General features: G+C 68.9%; 17 protein-coding genes. 11 read left to right on the forward strand and 6 right to left on the reverse strand.

What is annotated here, in order from left to right:
* Positions 1-25: 25 nt before the first annotated feature.
* From WS92_RS07520 to WS92_RS07540, 4 genes are all read right to left on the reverse strand, one after another.
* Positions 26-1,507, reverse strand: a complete 1,482-nt coding sequence (locus WS92_RS07520) for a phage tail sheath family protein (RefSeq protein ID WP_059931836.1) — start codon at positions 1,505-1,507, stop codon at positions 26-28.
* Between the two features lie 22 nt (positions 1,508-1,529).
* On the reverse strand, positions 1,530-1,919 hold the full coding sequence (locus WS92_RS07525) for a hypothetical protein (protein ID WP_006028770.1): 390 nt from the start codon (positions 1,917-1,919) through the stop codon (positions 1,530-1,532).
* Positions 1,920-2,133: 214 nt separating this feature from the next.
* Complete coding sequence (locus WS92_RS07535; RefSeq protein WP_006028769.1) at positions 2,134-2,403, reverse strand: hypothetical protein; 270 nt, start codon at positions 2,401-2,403, stop codon at positions 2,134-2,136.
* Between the two features lie 329 nt (positions 2,404-2,732).
* The gene (locus WS92_RS07540; RefSeq protein ID WP_059931840.1) at positions 2,733-3,746 is read right to left on the reverse strand and encodes a sigma 54-interacting transcriptional regulator; all 1,014 of its coding nucleotides are present in this window, start codon (positions 3,744-3,746) and stop codon (positions 2,733-2,735) included.
* Between the two features lie 701 nt (positions 3,747-4,447).
* Here WS92_RS07540 and WS92_RS07545 point away from each other — a divergent pair.
* The 3 genes from WS92_RS07545 (at position 4,448) to WS92_RS07555 (ending at position 6,335) form a co-directional block, all read left to right on the forward strand.
* Entirely contained in the window at positions 4,448-5,185 is a 738-nt protein-coding gene (locus WS92_RS07545; RefSeq protein ID WP_059931872.1) for a glutathione S-transferase, read from the forward strand.
* Between the two features lie 184 nt (positions 5,186-5,369).
* Positions 5,370-6,071 carry a YceH family protein gene (locus WS92_RS07550; RefSeq protein ID WP_059931842.1) on the forward strand — a complete coding sequence of 234 codons (702 nt, stop codon included), beginning with the start codon at positions 5,370-5,372 and terminating at the stop codon, positions 6,069-6,071.
* A gap of 78 nt (positions 6,072-6,149) precedes the next feature.
* A complete protein-coding gene (locus WS92_RS07555; RefSeq protein WP_059931844.1) occupies positions 6,150-6,335 on the forward strand; it encodes a hypothetical protein in 186 nt (61 codons plus the stop codon).
* 11 nt (positions 6,336-6,346) lie between these two features.
* Here the strand turns inward: WS92_RS07555 and WS92_RS07560 are convergent, their stop codons facing one another.
* Positions 6,347-7,492, reverse strand: a complete 1,146-nt coding sequence (locus WS92_RS07560; protein ID WP_059931846.1) for a GlxA family transcriptional regulator — start codon at positions 7,490-7,492, stop codon at positions 6,347-6,349.
* A gap of 289 nt (positions 7,493-7,781) precedes the next feature.
* Between WS92_RS07560 and WS92_RS07565 the strand changes: the two genes are divergently transcribed.
* From WS92_RS07565 to WS92_RS07590, 6 genes are all read left to right on the forward strand, one after another.
* Positions 7,782-9,167, forward strand: coding sequence for an L-serine ammonia-lyase (locus WS92_RS07565; RefSeq protein ID WP_015603843.1), 1,386 nt, complete (start codon positions 7,782-7,784; stop codon positions 9,165-9,167).
* A 16-nt stretch (positions 9,168-9,183) separates the two neighbouring features.
* A complete protein-coding gene (locus WS92_RS07570) occupies positions 9,184-10,428 on the forward strand; it encodes a sarcosine oxidase subunit beta family protein (protein ID WP_009915279.1) in 1,245 nt (414 codons plus the stop codon).
* 180 nt (positions 10,429-10,608) lie between these two features.
* The gene (locus WS92_RS07575) at positions 10,609-10,899 is read left to right on the forward strand and encodes a sarcosine oxidase subunit delta (protein WP_015604087.1); all 291 of its coding nucleotides are present in this window, start codon (positions 10,609-10,611) and stop codon (positions 10,897-10,899) included.
* Positions 10,896-13,904: a sarcosine oxidase subunit alpha family protein gene (locus tag WS92_RS07580; protein WP_061083822.1), complete on the forward strand. Its 3,009-nt coding sequence runs from the start codon at positions 10,896-10,898 to the stop codon at positions 13,902-13,904. The genes WS92_RS07575 and WS92_RS07580 overlap by 4 nt, the downstream gene beginning before the upstream one ends.
* Positions 13,894-14,529: a sarcosine oxidase subunit gamma gene (locus WS92_RS07585; protein ID WP_059931850.1), complete on the forward strand. Its 636-nt coding sequence runs from the start codon at positions 13,894-13,896 to the stop codon at positions 14,527-14,529. The genes WS92_RS07580 and WS92_RS07585 overlap by 11 nt, the downstream gene beginning before the upstream one ends.
* On the forward strand, positions 14,529-14,981 hold the full coding sequence (locus WS92_RS07590) for a dihydroneopterin aldolase (RefSeq protein ID WP_006028758.1): 453 nt from the start codon (positions 14,529-14,531) through the stop codon (positions 14,979-14,981). Before WS92_RS07585 ends, WS92_RS07590 begins: the two co-directional genes overlap by 1 nt.
* Before the next feature lie 48 nt (positions 14,982-15,029).
* On the opposite strand, the gene WS92_RS34405 is transcribed toward WS92_RS07590, so the two are convergent.
* Positions 15,030-15,275: a hypothetical protein gene (locus WS92_RS34405; RefSeq protein ID WP_059931852.1), complete on the reverse strand. Its 246-nt coding sequence runs from the start codon at positions 15,273-15,275 to the stop codon at positions 15,030-15,032.
* 181 nt (positions 15,276-15,456) lie between these two features.
* On the opposite strand from WS92_RS34405, the gene WS92_RS07600 reads away from it, so the two are divergent.
* Together WS92_RS07600 and WS92_RS07605 are read left to right on the forward strand one after the other, a co-directional pair.
* Positions 15,457-15,717, forward strand: coding sequence for a hypothetical protein (locus WS92_RS07600; RefSeq protein WP_006028757.1), 261 nt, complete (start codon positions 15,457-15,459; stop codon positions 15,715-15,717).
* A gap of 177 nt (positions 15,718-15,894) precedes the next feature.
* Positions 15,895-16,827, forward strand: a complete 933-nt coding sequence (locus WS92_RS07605) for a 2-hydroxyacid dehydrogenase (RefSeq protein ID WP_059931854.1) — start codon at positions 15,895-15,897, stop codon at positions 16,825-16,827.
* Positions 16,828-16,866: the final 39 nt, after the last annotated feature.

Genomic DNA, 16,866 nt, shown 5'->3' on the forward strand with positions numbered 1-16,866 from the left:
TCCTCGATCAGGTGGATCGGATCGGTCAGGTGGGGATGTCGCCCGCGATCTGCTGCAACTGGAGGACCACGAACTCGGCGGGCTTCAGCGGCGCGAAGCCGACGAGTATGTTGACGACGCCGAGATTGATGTCGGCCTGCGTGGTCGTCTCGCCGTCGCACTTGACGAAGTACGCGTCGCGCGGCGTGCGGCCCTGGAACGCGCCCTGGCGGAACAGGTCCTGCAGGAACGCGCCGACGTTCAGCCGGATCTGCGCCCACAGCGGCTCGTCGTTCGGCTCGAACACGACCCACTGCGTGCCACGGTACAGGCTCTCCTCGAGGAACAGCGCCATGCGCCGCACCGGCACGTACTTCCATTCGGAGCCGCGGTCGTTTTGCCCGTGCAGCGTGCGCGCGCCCCAGACGACGTTGCCGTACACGGGCAGCGTGCGCAGGCAGTTGATGCCGAGCGGGTTGAGCTGCCCGTTCTCGGCGTCGCTCATCGCGATCGCGAGGCCCGATGCGCCGTTCAGCGACGCGTCGCTGCCGGCGGGCGCCTTCCAGACGCCGCGCGCGCCGTCGGTGCGCGCGAACACGCCCGCGACGAAGCCGCACGGCGGGAAGCTCGCGATCGCGCCTTGCTGCAGCGGGTCGGCCGCGCGCACCCACGGGAAGAAGAGCGCGGAGTTCAGCGCGTCCGAGCCGGTGAGCGTGGCGGACACGCCCGCGCCGAGCAACGCGACCGTCGCCGTCGAATCGGCGTCGGCGATCAGGAACGCGCGGCGCTTGCGGCAGGCCGTCTGCAGCGCGGCGAGCGCGCCCGCGTCGGTCTCGCCGGGCACGCATACGAGGTTGAAGAGATCGATGCGGTCGGTGATCGAGCCGACGCCGAACACCGCGGCGAGCGCCGCATGGAATCCCGCGGTGCCCGGCTGGAGCAGCGTGCCGTCGTCGCCGCCGCCGAGCGGCGCGGTGGCGTCGGCGGGCGTCGTGCCGCTCGCGGCGCTGACGGCGATGTAGCCCGAGCGGTCGTTGATCACGCCTTCGACGAAACGGGTGTCGCCCTTGTCCATCGATACGTTCTGGAAGCTCTCGACGATCGCATTGCCGTTCTGCTTGTCGAGCACGTCGACCGTGAAGTGCGCGTCGTCGGGCGGCTGCCGGCGCGTCGTGCGCACCGCGTAGCCGTCGCCCCACTTGCCCGGCGAGCTCGCGTGGAACGTGAGGTCGCCGATCGCGGCCGTCGACGCGAGCGCGCCCGCGCCGGCGAGCCGGACGATGTACGCGTCGCTGCCGCCGTTGTCGAAGAACTGCATGACCGCATGGCCGAGCAGCGTGCGCCGGTCGAGCCCGCCGAACGTGCGCTGGTAGTCGGCGAAGCTCGAGATGCGCACCGCGCGATCGTTGCGGCCGCGCGCCGCCCAGCCGATGAAGAGCGCGATCGACGTCGCGACGCCCGTGATCGAGCGCACGCCGCTCGGCACTTCCTCGATGTAGACGCCGGGGTAGGTGAGGGGAGAGGGCATGAGGGGCCTCCGGTGAGTCGATCTAGACCTTCGCGTCGCGCGCGACGAAGATCGTCACGTGCGCCGCCGCGGCGCCGGCATTCGAGAGCTTCAACTGCTTCGGGTCGATGCCGAACAGCGCGGTCGCGCCGCCCGCGTAGAGCTGCGGCGCGTCGAGCACGACCTTGGCCGAATCGGTCGCGCCGTCGCTCGCCTTGAAGCTGAGCTTGCTGTTGTAGAGATCGGACTTCACCGCGAGCACGTGAACGTGGCCCGCGGCGCCGGGCTGGATCTGCACGACCTTGTCGGCGTCGCCGGCGTCGATCGTCACGTCGATCGTGTCGACGCCCTCGACGCTCAGGCCGTCCTGTCCCGCGTTGATCGTCGGCCCGCCCGTCACCTGCAGCGAGAGCGACCAGTTCAGATTCGCCATGTCATTTCCTTGTCAACGATGGATCGGATCTCGCGGCGAGCGGCCGCGTGCGTGACGCATGCGACGCGATATCGGCGGCGAGGTTCGGCAAGCGCCGCAGGCCGGCGCGGCGCGGCGGCGGCATTCACGCTCGGACGCCGCATGCGCATGTGTACGCGCACGCGCGCCGCGCCGGGGCGCGTGCGTGCGACGGCCGCGCGTCGTCGCGCTGCGTTCATGCGCGCTCCTGCGGCACGGGCGGCTTCCTGTAGAGGACGTGGCCGCCGGGCAGCATGCAGGTCGTGAGCACGCCCTGACGCACGAGCTGGTCGAGCGCGCGTTGAATGTGGTCGATCCGGAACATGGCTGCGCTCTCTTCGATCTCCGTTAGCCAGTACGCCGCGATTCCGTCCACGGTGTCGGCCGCGTTCGGATGGTTCGCCAGGTATCGCGTGATCGTCTGGGCGATTCCGCGGCGGGCATCGTCGTCCTGCGTCGTGTTCATCCCGGCGGATACCCGACAGTGGCTGATGCCGCTTGCCACGCAAGCGGCGTACCAGGCGGCGGCTCGCCCGCCGGCCGCCGCGCCGCGGGGCAAATCGCGCGGCGGCGCTCGAGCGGGCTGGGGAAATGCACCGCACCCGCGGACACGCCGCGCCCCCGCCGCTCGTTGCGCGGCAACGCGCGGCGCGTCGGGCGCGCGGTCCGCATCCCCTGGGGGGAAATTTCCCTCGGCGCCGCGGTGGGTTCGGTCGCGTCGATCGGCGAAGGGGCGCGAGCGACGAAAGCGATCGCGCCGGATCGATCGGGATTCAACCGCGATTCAATCGCGACTCAATCCCGATTCGGCTGACCGGCGGCCGTGAAGCGCTGACGCTCGATGCCGTGCTTCCTGAGCAGCTTGCCGATGTCGCTGCGGTCCTTGCCCGACAATCGGGACGCGAGGCTCAGGTTGCCGCCGGAGCGCGACAGCAGTGCGACGATGTAGCTGCGCTCGAATTCCGCGACGGCCCGCGCCTTCGCGGCCTTGTACGATTCGTCCGCGGGCGTTGCGCACGCGATCGACGCGGCCGCGGCCGGGGCGTGCCCGTCGCCCGCCGTCGTCAGGTCGATGCAGCAGGCGTCGCCGGCGAGCACGTATTCGCGCTGGATCAGGTTTTCGAGCTCGCGCACGTTGCCGGGCCACGTATGCCGGTTCAGCGCGGCGCGCGACCCCGGCAGCAGCGCCTTCGCAGGCCCCTTGCCGAGCCCGTTCAGGCGCTCGACGAAGGTGTCGGCGAGCAGCGCGACGTCGCCCGAACGCTCGCGCAGCGGCGGCAGATGCAAGGGCAGCACGTCGAGCCGATACAGCAGATCGGATCGGAACAGGCCCTTGCGGGCGAGAACGGCGAGATCGAGATTGGTCGCGGCGATCACGCGCGCATCGGAGCTGCGCAGCAGCGTGCCGCCGACGGGACGATATTCGCGGTCCTGCAGGAAGCGCAGCAGCGCAACCTGCGCGCGCGCGCTGAGCGCTTCGACTTCGTCGAGGAACAGCGTGCCGCCCCGCGCTTCGGTGATCAGCCCGTGCCGCGTTTCGCGCGCGTCGGTGAAGGCGCCGCGCACGTGGCCGAACAACTCGCTTTCGATCAGATGCTCGGGAATCGCGCCGCTGTTGACAGGGACGAACGGCAGGTCGCGCCTGTCGCTGAGGTAGTGCAGCGCGCGCGCCGCGAGTTCCTTGCCGGTGCCGGTTTCGCCCTGGATCAGCACGGCCGCGGCGCTGCGCGCGTACTTGCGTATCAGGTCGAGCGCCGCCAGAAAGCGCGGTGATTGGCCGATCAGGTTCAACCGCACGAAATCGTTCATGACGCTGCTCCCCCGTCGCGACACCGTGACATGCCCATTCGAGATTCGAGCTGATGCCTGTTTCACTTCTTAAAAGACAGACGTGTTAATTAATTGCTGTATTCGATCCATCCTGTTTTGTTGTCGTGGCAATAGACGAGGCGACGTCGATATCGTGCGGCCGGCTCGAATCATTTGTAGCATATTCTCGGTCGAACCACGAGCGGGCGTAACGCGCGCACGCCCGCTTGCCGTTTGGCCGGAGATTCTTGCGTCGCGGATACCGATGCCGACGAGGCCTGTGCGGAATTTGCCGAATGCTGCGACTGCGCTGTTTGGGCGTGCAGGCCCGAAACGGCCGCATCGGCATCGTGCATTTTTCTTGTGGGCGATCTCGTGACGTTTTTTTATGAATTTCGTGAAATTTCATTTGAAAGGAAATAAACGAAATCAATCCGGCGCGAGTGATTTTCCTGGTCGCCGCCTTGGTCGCGAATAGGCCGCCGAATTCGTATAACAAATAGGGAAAGGCATATTCACTCGCGTTTCGGAATCGTTAATCATCTGACGAAATGGCGATGCGCCGCGCGCCGGACGACGCGTTCGGCGCTTTGCGCCTAGACTGTCGCTTCGCGTCGGCGGCGATCGGCAAGGCCCGATTCGGAAACACCAGGCCGAGTGCCGGTTCCGACGAATTTCACGCAACGAACACGGAGGGCGGCATGCGCTACGAGCTTTACTACTGGCCGGACATTCAGGGGCGCGGCGAATTCGTGAGGCTCGCGCTCGAGGCGGCCGAAGCCGAATACGTCGACATCGCGCGCGAGTCGTCGCGCAAGGGAATGGGCGTGCCGGCGATGATGCGGCTGCTGGAAAGCGACTCTGCCGAATGCCTGCCGTTCGCGCCGCCGTTCCTGAAGGCCGGCGACCAGATCATCGGGCAGACGGCGAACATCCTGCTGTTTCTCGGCGCGCGGCACGACCTCGCGCCGCGCGACGACGCGGGCCGGCTCTGGGCGCATCAGTTGCAGTTGACGGTGTCCGACTTCGTCGTCGAGATTCACGACACGCATCACCCGATCGCGAGCGGCCTGTATTACGAGGATCAGAAAGCGCAGGCCGCGATGCGGGCGGAGGATTTCATCGAGCATCGGCTGCCCAGGTTCCTCGACTATTTCGGCAGGGTGCTCGCGCACAATCCGCACAATCCGCACAGGCACGGCTACATGGTCGGCGCCCACCTGACCTATGTCGACCTGTCGATGTTTCAGTTGATCGAGGGGTTGCGCTATGCGTTTCCCAAAGCGTTCTCGCACGTCGAAAAGCGGCATGCGGCGCTGATCGAGCTGCACGACCGGGTCGCGCGGCATCCGCCCGTCGCGCGCTATCTGGCGTCCGAGCGGCGCATTCCGTTCAACGAGCAGGGGATATTCCGGCATTACGCCGAGCTGGATCGATGAGCGGCGCGTGCGGGCCGCCGGCGACGGCCGTCCCGTCGATCCGCCGCGTCTTGTCCCGTCGCAACGAAGCAAGCGGGTATTACCCGAAGCGTCGAGCCCGGCTATCATTGGATGCGCTCGCGGGCCTGCGCCCGGCGCGCGCGATCCGACTCCAACACACGAGCACCCCGCAGCGACATCGCCCATGAATTCCACTCCCGACGCTTTCCAACGCCCGCCCCTTCGCGCGCTGACGCCGCTCGAGGCGCGCGTGCTCGGCGTATTGATCGAGAAGCAGCACACGGTTCCGGATACCTATCCGCTGTCGCTCAACGCGCTGACGGCCGGCTGCAACCAGAAGACCGCTCGCTCGCCAGTGATGAACGTGTCGGAGGCCGAGGTGCTGACGGCGATCGACGGCCTGAAGCGCCTGAGCCTCGCGTCGGAAGGCAGCAGCAGCCGCGTGCCGCGCTTCGAGCACAACATGAATCGCGTGCTCGGCATCCCGAGCCAGGCGGCCGCGCTGCTGACGATGCTGCTGCTGCGCGGTTCGCAGACGGCGGCGGAGCTGCGGCTGAACAGCGCGCGCCTGCACGGCTTCGCCGACATCTCGTCGGTCGAGGCGTTTCTCGACGAGCTCGCCGCGCGCACGCCGCCGCTCGTCGTCAAGCTCTCGCGCGCGCCGGGCGAGCGCGAGAGCCGGTGGCTGCATCTGCTGTGCGGCGACGTCGCGCCTGAAGCGCCCGCGCGCGGCGCGCACGACGACGCGGTGCCGCCGTCGGAGTTCGAGGCGCTGAAGGCCGAGCAGAAGGCGTTGACGGCGGAGCTCGCGCAACTGCGCACGTTCGTCGAATACATGGCGAACGAGCTCGGCATCGACGTCGGCAAGTTCACGCGCGAGTCTTGATGCCGGGCGCGATCAACGCCGACATCGCCCGTCACTGGCATTCAGGACGCGCCGCTCGCCGCGGCCGCCGCCGCATACTTGCCGGACGGTCTCGCGCCCGCGAGCGGCGAGCGTGCCGGCCGCTGCGCGCTGTATTTCTGCGACTGGCAGTTCGCGACCGCCGACGGCCTCGAATATCTCGACCCCGTCGGCAGCCAGTACAAGGAAACCCTCCTGCTCGCCGCGCCGGCGTCACGCCGAAGCCGCGCCGGAACATCGCGATGAGCGCGACACGCTCAGCCGGCGTCGATGCCGCTGCCGGATGCGCCCGCATCGGCATCCTCTTCCGAATCCGCCCCTGAATCCGCTCCCCAATCCATCTGCGCGTCGTCGGCCGTGCGCGCGATCGCTGCGTCCGCGCCGCCCGCCGCGCCGCCTTTCTCGCGGTAAGCCGCGGGCGGCGCGCCGAACTGCTTGCGGAACTCGCGCCCGAGGTGCGACGCGTCGGCGAACCCGCAGCTCGACGCGATGTCGGCGACGGTGCGGTCCGAGCTCGTCAAGAGCCACGCGGCCGTGCGCAGCCGCACCTGCTTGGCGAACGCCTGCGGGCTCTTGCCCGTCTGGGCCTTGAACAGCCGCTCGAGCTGCCGCGTCGACAGGTCGAGCTTGCACGCGAGTTCGTCGAGCGGCAGCGCGCGCCCGACGTGCTGTTCCATCAGCAGGATCGCGCGCTTGACCTTCGGATGCGTCGCGGGCTCGAGCCCCGGCGGGTGCGGCTGCGGCGCGTTGCCTTTCTGCATCTCGCCGACGAGCAGGATTCGCAGCGCCTTTTGCACCGTCGCATGATCGAAGTGGCGCAGCAGGATCGCCGCGGCGACGTCGATCGACGCCCGCCCGCCCGAGCACGTGATCCGCCGCCGGTCGATCACGAACAGCCGATCGGCGATCAGCAGATCCGGATCGGCGTTCGGAAAACGCTCGATGAAATCCCAGTAGTGGAACCAGCTCACGCATACGCGGTGCCCGTCGAGCACGCCCGCGCGCATCAGCGCGAATGCGCCCGTGCAGATCCCGACGAGGTTCGCGCCCGCCGCGGCCGCGCGGCGGATGAATTCGAGCGTCTGCGGCCCGGCCTGTGGCCCCGAATGCAGCAGGCCGCCCACGACGACCACGTAGTCGAACGCGTCGGCTGCGTCGAACGTCTGCCACGGCGTCAACTGGATTCCGCAGCTCGCGCGCACGGGCGCGAGCGTGTCGCCGATCACGGTCCACGAGCAGCGCACGGGCTTGCTGTGGTCGCCGTCGTCGGCGGACAGCCGCAGCATGTCGACGAACCCCGAGAACGCGGTCAGCGTGAAGTTCGGCAGCAGCACGATCCCGAAGCGCAGGCGCGGCTGCGCGGAATCGGCGGCGAGGGGCGAGGCGGGTACGTCGGCGGTCATGTCTGCTAAATCGTCGGTTGGCCGGGGCGCGGCCCGGCGTGTCTCCGGCCCGCGGGCGTCCGACGGGCGGGCCGCCGCGCAGTCCGTACTGCGAGCGTCGCCGATCGGGCTGCGCGGAACTTGTGTTTTTTCGCCGCGAACCATCGCCGAAACGCACGGCATGGCCGTCTGTCGCGGCGGTTGGCGGCGGCGTCCCACGCCGATGCCGCTTTTGTTCTATCGGCGGATTTTACGCTTTGATGTACTGACGTCCAACGTCAACCCAGCATCGCTACGCAAGGGCAGCCAGATGAACGTCAGCGTTTTCGATCTGTTCAAGATCGGCATCGGTCCGTCGAGCTCGCACACGGTCGGCCCGATGATCGCCGCGCGCCGGTTCGCGTCGCACGTCGAGGATGCGAACCTGCTCGGCTTCGTGCGCCGCGTGCGGGCCGAGCTGTACGGCTCGCTCGGCGCGACGGGCAAGGGCCACGGCACCGACAAGGCGGTGCTGCTCGGCCTCGAAGGGCATTTGCCCGACCTGATCGATCCCGATCTGATCGAGCCCCGCCTGAAGGCGATTCGCGCGGAGAAGTCGCTCGCGCTGCTCGGCAAGCGCAGCATCCGCTTCGACGAAAAGGACGACATCGGCTTCTATCGCAAGCTGATGAGCGGCACGGGCGTCGTCCATCCGAACGGCATGCGCTTCCAGGCGTTCGACGAGCACGGCCAGTTGCTCGTCGAGAAAGAGTATTACTCGGTCGGCGGCGGCTTCGTCGTGAACCGCGACGGCGATCGCGTGAACGGCGCGCGCGCGGCAACTGACGTGCCGTATCCGTTTCGCACCGGCGACGACCTGATGCGCGCGTGCCGCGCGAGCGGCCTGTCGATCGCCGAGCTCACGCTGCGCAACGAATGCGCGCTGCGCCCCGCCGACGAAGTGCGCGCTGGCCTCGTCGCGATCTGGAAGACGATGGCCGCGTGCGTCGAGCGCGGCTGCAAGGTCGACGGCGAGCTGCCCGGCCCGATGCGCGTGAAGCGCCGCGCGGCCGAGCTCCACACGCGGCTGCGCAGCCGGTCGGAGGAATCGCTGCGCGATCCGCTGTCGATGCTCGACTGGGTGAACCTCTACGCGATGGCGGTCAACGAGGAGAACGCGGCGGGCGGGCGTGTCGTCACCGCGCCGACGAACGGCGCGGCGGGCGTGATTCCGGCCGTTCTCCACTACTACGTGAAGTTCGTGCCGGGCTCGAACGAGGCGGGGATCGCCGACTTCCTGCTGACCGCCGCCGCGATCGGCATCATCTACAAGGAAACCGCGTCGATCTCCGGCGCGGAGGTGGGCTGCCAGGGCGAGGTCGGCGTCGCGTGCTCGATGGCCGCCGCCGCGCTCGCCGCGGTGATGGGCGGCACGCCCGGCCAGGTCGAGAACGCGGCCGAGATCGGCATGGAGCACAACCTCGGGATGACGTGCGACCCCGTCGGCGGCCTCGTGCAGATTCCGTGCATCGAGCGCAACGCGATGGGCGCGATCAAGGCGCTCAACGCGTCGCGCATCGCGCTCAAGGGCGACGGCCAGCACTACGTGTCGCTCGATTCCGTCATCAAGACGATGCGCGAGACGGGCGCCGACATGAAGACGAAATACAAGGAAACGTCGCGCGGCGGCCTCGCCGTGAACGTCATCGAATGTTAACGAAAGGTCCATCAACATGAGCCGCTACTCGATATTCAGCCTGTTCCGCAACGGCCTGTCGTATCACGAGAACTGGGAAAAGCAGTGGAAGAGCCCGGAGCCGAAGCGCGAATACGACGTCGTGATCGTCGGCGGCGGCGGGCACGGCCTCGCGACCGCGTACTACCTCGCGAAGGAGCACGGAATCACGAACGTCGCGGTGCTCGAGAAAGGCTGGATCGGCGGCGGCAACACCGCGCGCAACACGACGATCGTGCGCTCGAACTACCTGTGGGACGAATCCGCCGCGCTCTACGAAAAGGCGATGAAGCTGTGGGAAGGCCTCGCGCAGGACCTGAACTACAACGTGATGTTCAGCCAGCGCGGCGTGATGAACCTCGCGCATACGCTGCAGGACGTGCGCGACACCGAGCGCCGCGTGAACGCGAACCGGCTGAACGGCGTCGACGCCGAGTTCCTCACGCCCGCGCAGATCAAGGAGCTCGAGCCGACGATCAACCTGAACAGCCGCTACCCGGTGCTCGGCGCGTCGATCCAGCGGCGCGGCGGCGTGGCTCGCCACGACGCGGTGGCCTGGGGCTTCGCGCGCGGCGCGGACCGCGCGGGCGTCGACATCATCCAGAACTGCCAGGTGACGGGCATCCGGCGCGAAGGCGGCGCGGTGGTCGGCGTCGATACGGTCAAGGGCTTCATCAAGGCGAAGAAGGTCGCGGTGGTGGCGGCCGGCAACACGACGACGCTCGCCGACATGGCGGGCGTGCGGCTGCCGCTCGAAAGCCATCCGCTGCAGGCGCTCGTGTCCGAGCCGATCAAGCCGGTCGTCAACACGGTCGTGATGTCGAACGCGGTGCACGCGTACATCAGCCAGTCCGACAAGGGCGACCTCGTGATCGGCGCGGGCATCGATCAATACACGGGCTTCGGCCAGCGCGGCAGCTTCCAGATCATCGAGGGCACGCTGCAGGCGATCATCGAGATGTTCCCGGTGTTCTCGCGCGTGCGGATGAACCGCCAGTGGGGCGGGATCGTCGACGTGTCGCCGGACGCGTGCCCGATCATCAGCAAGACCGACGTGAAGGGCCTGTATTTCAACTGCGGCTGGGGCACGGGCGGCTTCAAGGCGACGCCGGGCTCGGGCTGGGTGTTCGCGCACACGATCGCGCGCGACGCGCCGCACGAGCTGAACGCGCCGTTCGCGCTCGAGCGCTTCTACACCGGCCACCTGATCGACGAGCACGGCGCGGCCGCCGTCGCGCACTGACCGACAACCACCGCGCACTGGCGTGCATGGGGCTGGAGTAAAGCGCTGAAGCGCTAACTCTGGTCGACCGCAAAGCATGGGACCAGAGTAAGCGCTAAAGCGCTAACTCTGGTCGACCGCAAAGCATGGGACCAGAGTAAGCGCTAAAGCGCTAACTCTGGTCGACAAAGGAGAACGAACATGTTGCTGATCGAATGTCCGTGGTGCGGCCCGCGCGCCGAATCCGAATTCAGTTGCGGCGGCGAAGCCGACATCGCGCGACCGCTCGATACCGACACGCTGTCCGACCGCGAATGGGGCGACTACGTGTTCATGCGCAGGAACCCGCGAGGCGCGCATCGAGAGCAATGGCTGCACACGCAGGGCTGCCGCCGCTGGTTCGTCGCGCAGCGCGATACCGTCACCTACGAATTCCAGGGCTACGAAACGTTCGGCGCCGCCGCCGACGCAGCAAAGGACACGAGCAAATGAGCCAGAAAGACCGACTCGGCGCAGGCGGGCGCATCAACCGCGCACAGCCGCTCACCTTCACGTTCAACGGCCGCACGTATCAGGGCTTCCAGGGCGACACGCTCGCGTCGGCGCTGCTCGCGAACGGCGTGCACTTCGTCGCGCGCAGCTTCAAGTATCACCGCCCGCGCGGAATCGTGACGGCGGGCGTCGACGAGCCGAACGCCGTCGTGCAGCTCGAAACCGGTGCGCATACGGTGCCGAACGCGCGCGCGACCGAGATCGAGCTGTATCAGGGGCTCGTCGCGACGAGCGTGAACGCGAAGCCGTCGCTCGAGCACGACCGGATGGCGGTGATGCAGAAGTTCGCGCGCTTTTTGCCGGCGGGCTTCTACTACAAGACGTTCATGTGGCCGCGCAACCTGTGGCCGAAGTACGAAGAGAAGATCCGCGAGGCGGCGGGCCTCGGCAAGGCGCCCGACACGCTCGACGCCGACCGCTACGACAAGTGCTACGCGCACTGCGACGTGCTCGTCGTCGGCGGCGGCCCGACGGGGCTCGCGGCCGCGCATGCGGCGGCCGCGAACGGCGCGCGCGTGATCCTCGTCGACGATCAGCGCGAACTGGGCGGCAGCCTGCTCGCAGCCCGCGCGGAGATCGACGGCAAGCCGGCGCTGCAATGGGTCGAGAAGATCGAGGCGGCGCTCGCGAAGCTGCCCGACGTGAAGATCCTCACGCGCAGCACCGCGTTCGGCTATCAGGATCACAACCTCGTGACCGTCGTGCAGCGGCTCACCGATCATCTGCCGGTGTCGATGCGCAAGGGCACGCGCGAGATGATCTGGAAGGTGCGCGCGAAGCGCGTGATCCTCGCCGCGGGCGCGCACGAGCGGCCGCTCGTGTTCGGCAACAACGATCTGCCGGGCGTGATGACCGCGTCGGCCGTGTCGACGTACATCCATCGCTACGGTGTGCTGCCGGGGCGCGTCGCGGTCGTCGCGACGAACAACGATCGCGGCTATCAGTGCGCGCTCGACCTGAAGGCGTGCGGCGCGAAGGTGACGGTCGTCGACGCGCGCGCGTCGACGCGCGGCGCACTCCCCGCGGTCGCGAAGCGCAACGGCATCACGGTGATGAGCGGCGCGGTCGTGTCGAGCGCGGCGGGCGGGCTGCGGGTCGCGTCGGTCGACGTCGCGTCATACGCGAGCGGCAAGTCGGGCGGCAGGATCGCGACGCTGCCGTGCGATCTCGTCGCGATGTCGGGCGGCTTCAGCCCGGTGCTGCACCTGTTCGCGCAGTCGGGCGGCAAGGCGCACTGGAACGACGACAAGGCGTGCTTCGTGCCCGGCAAGCCGGTGCAGGCGGAAGCGAGCGTCGGCGCGGCGGCGGGCGAGTTCGAGCTGTCGCGCGCGCTGCGGCTCGCGGTCGACGCGGGCGTCGCCGCGGCGAAGTCGACGGGCTTCGCCGCCGAGCGGCCGCCCGTGCCGAAGGTCGCCGAGGCGGTCGAGGACGCGCTGCTGCCGTTGTGGCTCGCGAGCGGTGCCGCAGCGGCGGTTCGCGGTCCGAAGCAGTTCGTCGACTTCCAGAACGACGTCGGCGCGGCCGATATCCTGCTCGCCGCGCGAGAAGGCTTCGAGTCGGTCGAGCACGTGAAGCGCTACACGGCGATGGGCTTCGGCACCGATCAGGGTAAGCTCGGCAACATCAACGGGATGGCGATTCTCGCGCAGGCGCTCGGCAAGACGATTCCGGAGACGGGCACGACGACGTTCCGCCCGAACTACACGCCGGTGTCGTTCGGCGCGTTCGCGGGCCGCGAGCTCGGCGATTTCCTCGACCCGGTGCGCAAGACCTGCGTCCACGAATGGCACGTCGAGCACGGCGCGATGTTCGAGGACGTCGGCAACTGGAAGCGGCCGTGGTATTTCCCGAAGCGCGGCGAGGATCTGCACGCGGCGGTGAAGCGCGAATGCCTCGCGGTGCGCAACGGCGTCGGCATCCTCGATGCGTCGACGCTCGGCAAGATCGACATCCAGGGCCCGGATGCGGTGAAGCTGCTGAACTGGGTCTACACGAATCCGTGGAACAAGCTCGAAGTCGGCAAGTGCCGCTACGGGCTGATGCTCGACGAGAACGGGATGGTGTTCGACGACGGCGTGACGGTGCGCCTCGGCGAGCAGCACTTCATGATGACGACGACGACGGGCGGCGCCGCGCGCGTGCTCACGTGGCTCGAGCGCTGGCTGCAGACGGAATGGCCGGACATGTCGGTGCGCCTCGCGTCCGTCACCGATCACTGGGCGACGTTCGCGGTGGTCGGGCCGAAGAGCCGCAAGGTCGTGCAGAAGGTGTGCAAGGACATCGACTTCGCGAACGACGCGTTCCCGTTCATGAGCTATCGCGACGGCACGGTCGCCGGCGTGAAGTCGCGCGTGATGCGCATCAGCTTCTCGGGCGAGCTCGCATACGAAGTGAACGTGCCGGCGAACGCGGGCCGCGCGGTGTGGGAAGCGCTGATGGAAGCGGGCGCGGAGTTCGACATCACGCCATACGGCACCGAGACGATGCACGTGCTGCGCGCGGAGAAGGGCTACATCATCGTCGGTCAGGATACCGACGGATCGATCACGCCGTTCGATCTCGGCATGGGCGGGCTCGTCGCGAAATCGAAGGACTTCCTCGGCCGCCGGTCGCTCGCGCGCGCCGATACCGCGAAGAGCGGCCGCAAGCAGTTCGTCGGCCTGCTGACCGACGACGCGCAATACGTGCTGCCGGAAGGCGGCCAGATCGTCGAGGTCGATGCGGCCGCGCGCGCGGACGGCACGACGCCGATGCTCGGCCACGTGACGTCGAGCTATTACAGCCCGATCCTGAAGCGCTCGATCGCGCTCGCGGTCGTGAAGGGCGGGTTGAGCAGGATGGGCGAGCGCGTCGCGGTCTCGCTCGCGAACGGGCGGCGCGTCGCCGCGACGATTTCGAGCCCGGTTTTCTACGACACCGAAGGGGTACGTCAACATGTGGAATGAAACGAGAAACGAAGCTTCGGTGGCGGTGCACGCGCAAGGCGGCGCGCGGCTCGAATCGCCGCTCGTCGGCGCGGGCGACGCGCTGAAGGCGTATGACGCGCGCGGCTCGAAGGCATTCCGGTTCCGCGAGCGGCCGTTCCTCGATCTCGTGAACGTGCGCGGCGAGCCGAACGATTCCGCGTTCGTGCGCGCGTTCGAGCAGGTGGTCGGCTGCCGGCCGCCCGTGAAGCCGAACACCGTCGCGCGCGGCGCGGACCACGACGTGCTGTGGCTCGGCCCCGACGAGTGGCTCGTGCGCTCGAACGGCGCGGTCGCGGCGGGCGCGCTCGAAGCAAAGCTTGCGCAAGCGGTGCAGGGGCTCCATGCGGCGGCGGTCGACGTCGGCAGCGGCTACACGGTCGTCGAGGCGAGCGGCGCGCGCGCGCGCGACGTGCTCGCGCGCGGCTGTCCGCTCGATCTGCACCCGCGCGTGTTCGGCGTCGGGCAGTGCGCGCAGAGCCATTACTTCAAGGCGTCGATCACACTCGTGCCGATGGGCGACGAGGCGTTCGACATCGTCGTGCGCCGCAGCTTCGCCGATTACTTCTGCCGCATCATGCTCGACGCGGCGATGCCGCTCGCCTGATGAAGCCCGCCGAAGGGCCGTTCGCGGCGCTCGATCCGGCGCGCGGACGCGGCTGGAGCGTGTTCGTCGACGCGCTGAAGGTGCCGGCGCGCATCGGCATTCACCCGCACGAGCACGCGGCGCCGCAGCCCGTCGTGATCGACGCGCGGCTCGCCTATCGGCGCGAGCCGTCGGAGGCGGGCGGCGACGGCTGGATCGACTACGACGCGTATTGCGCGCGGCTCGCGTCGTTCCTTGCGCACAAGCCGCATACGCGCCTGCTCGAGACGCTCGCGCTCGAGATCGCCGTGCTGTCGTTCGACGAGTGGCCGGCGCTCGACGCGCTGACGCTCGCGCTGCACAAGCCGAAGATCCGGCCGGGGACGAAGCGGGTCGGTGTCGAGCTCGACTGGACGCGCGCCGATCATGCGGCGTGGCGCGCGGCCGCGCGGGAGGCGGCCGCGCGCGGCTGAACGGGCGTGCGCGATCGCCGCCGCGCGCCGGCCTCGCCGGGCCGCGCGTCACGAGCACGCCTTGCCGTGCGACGCGCGGAAGCCCTGCGCCCTTGCGGCCGCTTCCGGCATGTACTCGCCGTGCTGGGTCTTGCCGTAGCGCTTGTCGGCCGCGCAGTGGTACACCTTCGTGTCGGTGTTTACCCACACCTGGCCGGTCGTGCCGGCGGGCGCGCTCGCCGGCGCTTGCGCGAAGCTGCTGATCGAGAAGCACAGACCGGCGGCGAGTGCCGAGAGAATCGCGGTCGTTTTCATTTCCGCTCCTGACTATCCTTGGGGTTGGCGCACGTGGCGACGCGCGCGCGGCCCATCGAAAATGCAACGATGCGTGACAGCGTGCAACAGCCGGTCGCGTGCGCGCGCGGCAGGGCGGGCGGCGCGATCGTGAGATACTCGCCACCCTGCCGCGCCGCGGCGTACATCGACGGGAGCCGCCGTGTTTGCGAGTTTTGAACCGACCCACACCGGATTTGTCGCGGAAATCGACGGTTGCCGATGCAGCATCGAGGGCGCGCCGTCGCCGATCGCCGACCGGATCGACTGGCGCTGGACGATCGCGCAGCCGGAGCCGGACAACCTCGACGGCTCCGATCCCTACCGGTACGAAGTGCTCGCGACGGGCGAAACCGTGACGCCGCTGCAGGCCGAGCAGCAGATCGTCGCGTGGCTCGAAGCGCATCCGCCCGAGGACGCGTGAGCGCGCGTCCCGCCGCTCGCCGCGATCTCGGGCCGTCACGGCGCAGGTCCCGCGCCCAGTCGAGCCCAATCGAGCCCGGCCGAGCCCGCTCGCCGAACAGGGCTTTCCGGCGGGGCGACGCGTTCGGCGCGTTCCGTTGTTACACTGGCGTCAACGTTCCTTCCGCCGACGCCCGCCATGAAGCCCCAACTGCTCGTGCTGATCCCGCTGCGCGACCACGCGCACGCGCAAGTTGCCGACGCATTCGACGTCCTCCACGCCCCCACGCCCGACCAGCGCCGCGCAGCGATCGCCGAGCGCGGCGCCGCCGTGCGGGCGGTGCTGACGAACGGCACGGTCGGCCTCTTCGCCGACGAGATCGCGCGCCTGCCGAAGCTGGAATTCATCGCCGCGCTCGGCGTCGGCTACGAGAACATCGCGCTCGACGATGCGCGCTCGCGCGGCGTCGTCGTCGTCAACGGCGCGGGCACGAACGACGATTGCGTTGCCGATCACGCGTTCGCGCTGCTGCTCGCCGCGGTGCGCGGCGTGCCGAAGCTCGACGCGGCGTGCCGCGCGGGCGTGTGGCGCGATGCGCTGCCGATGCCGCCGAACGTGTCCGGCAAGCGGCTCGGGATCGTCGGGCTCGGCAACATCGGCGAGAAGATCGCGCGCCGCGCGGCGGGCTTCGATCTCGACATCGGCTATCACAACCGCCGGCCGCGCGAAGGCGCGGCGTACCGCTATTTCGCCGAACTCCACGCGCTCGCGCGCTGGGCGGACTTTCTCGTCGTCGCGACGCCGGGCGGCGCGGCGACGCGGCATCTGATCGACGCGCGCGTCCTCGACGCGCTCGGCGAGCGCGGCTTTCTCGTCAACGTGTCGCGCGGCAGCGTCGTCGACACGGCGGCGCTCGCCGACGCGTTGCGCGCGGGCCGCGTCGCGGGCGCGGGGCTCGACGTCTACGAAGGGGAGCCTCAGCCGCCGCGCGCGCTCGTGGCGCTCGACAACGTCGTGCTGACGCCGCACTTGGGCGGCTGGTCGCCTGAGGCGCTCGAGCGCTCGGTGCGCCAGTTCCTCGAGAACGCGGCGCGCCACTTCGCGGGGCAGCCGGTGCTGACGCCGATCTGACGAACGACCATTGCGACGCGAACACACCAGGGAGAAGCG

Origin of the sequence: Burkholderia sp. MSMB1588 (assembly GCF_001546925.1) — a bacterium.
GTDB lineage: Bacteria > Pseudomonadota > Gammaproteobacteria > Burkholderiales > Burkholderiaceae > Burkholderia > Burkholderia humptydooensis.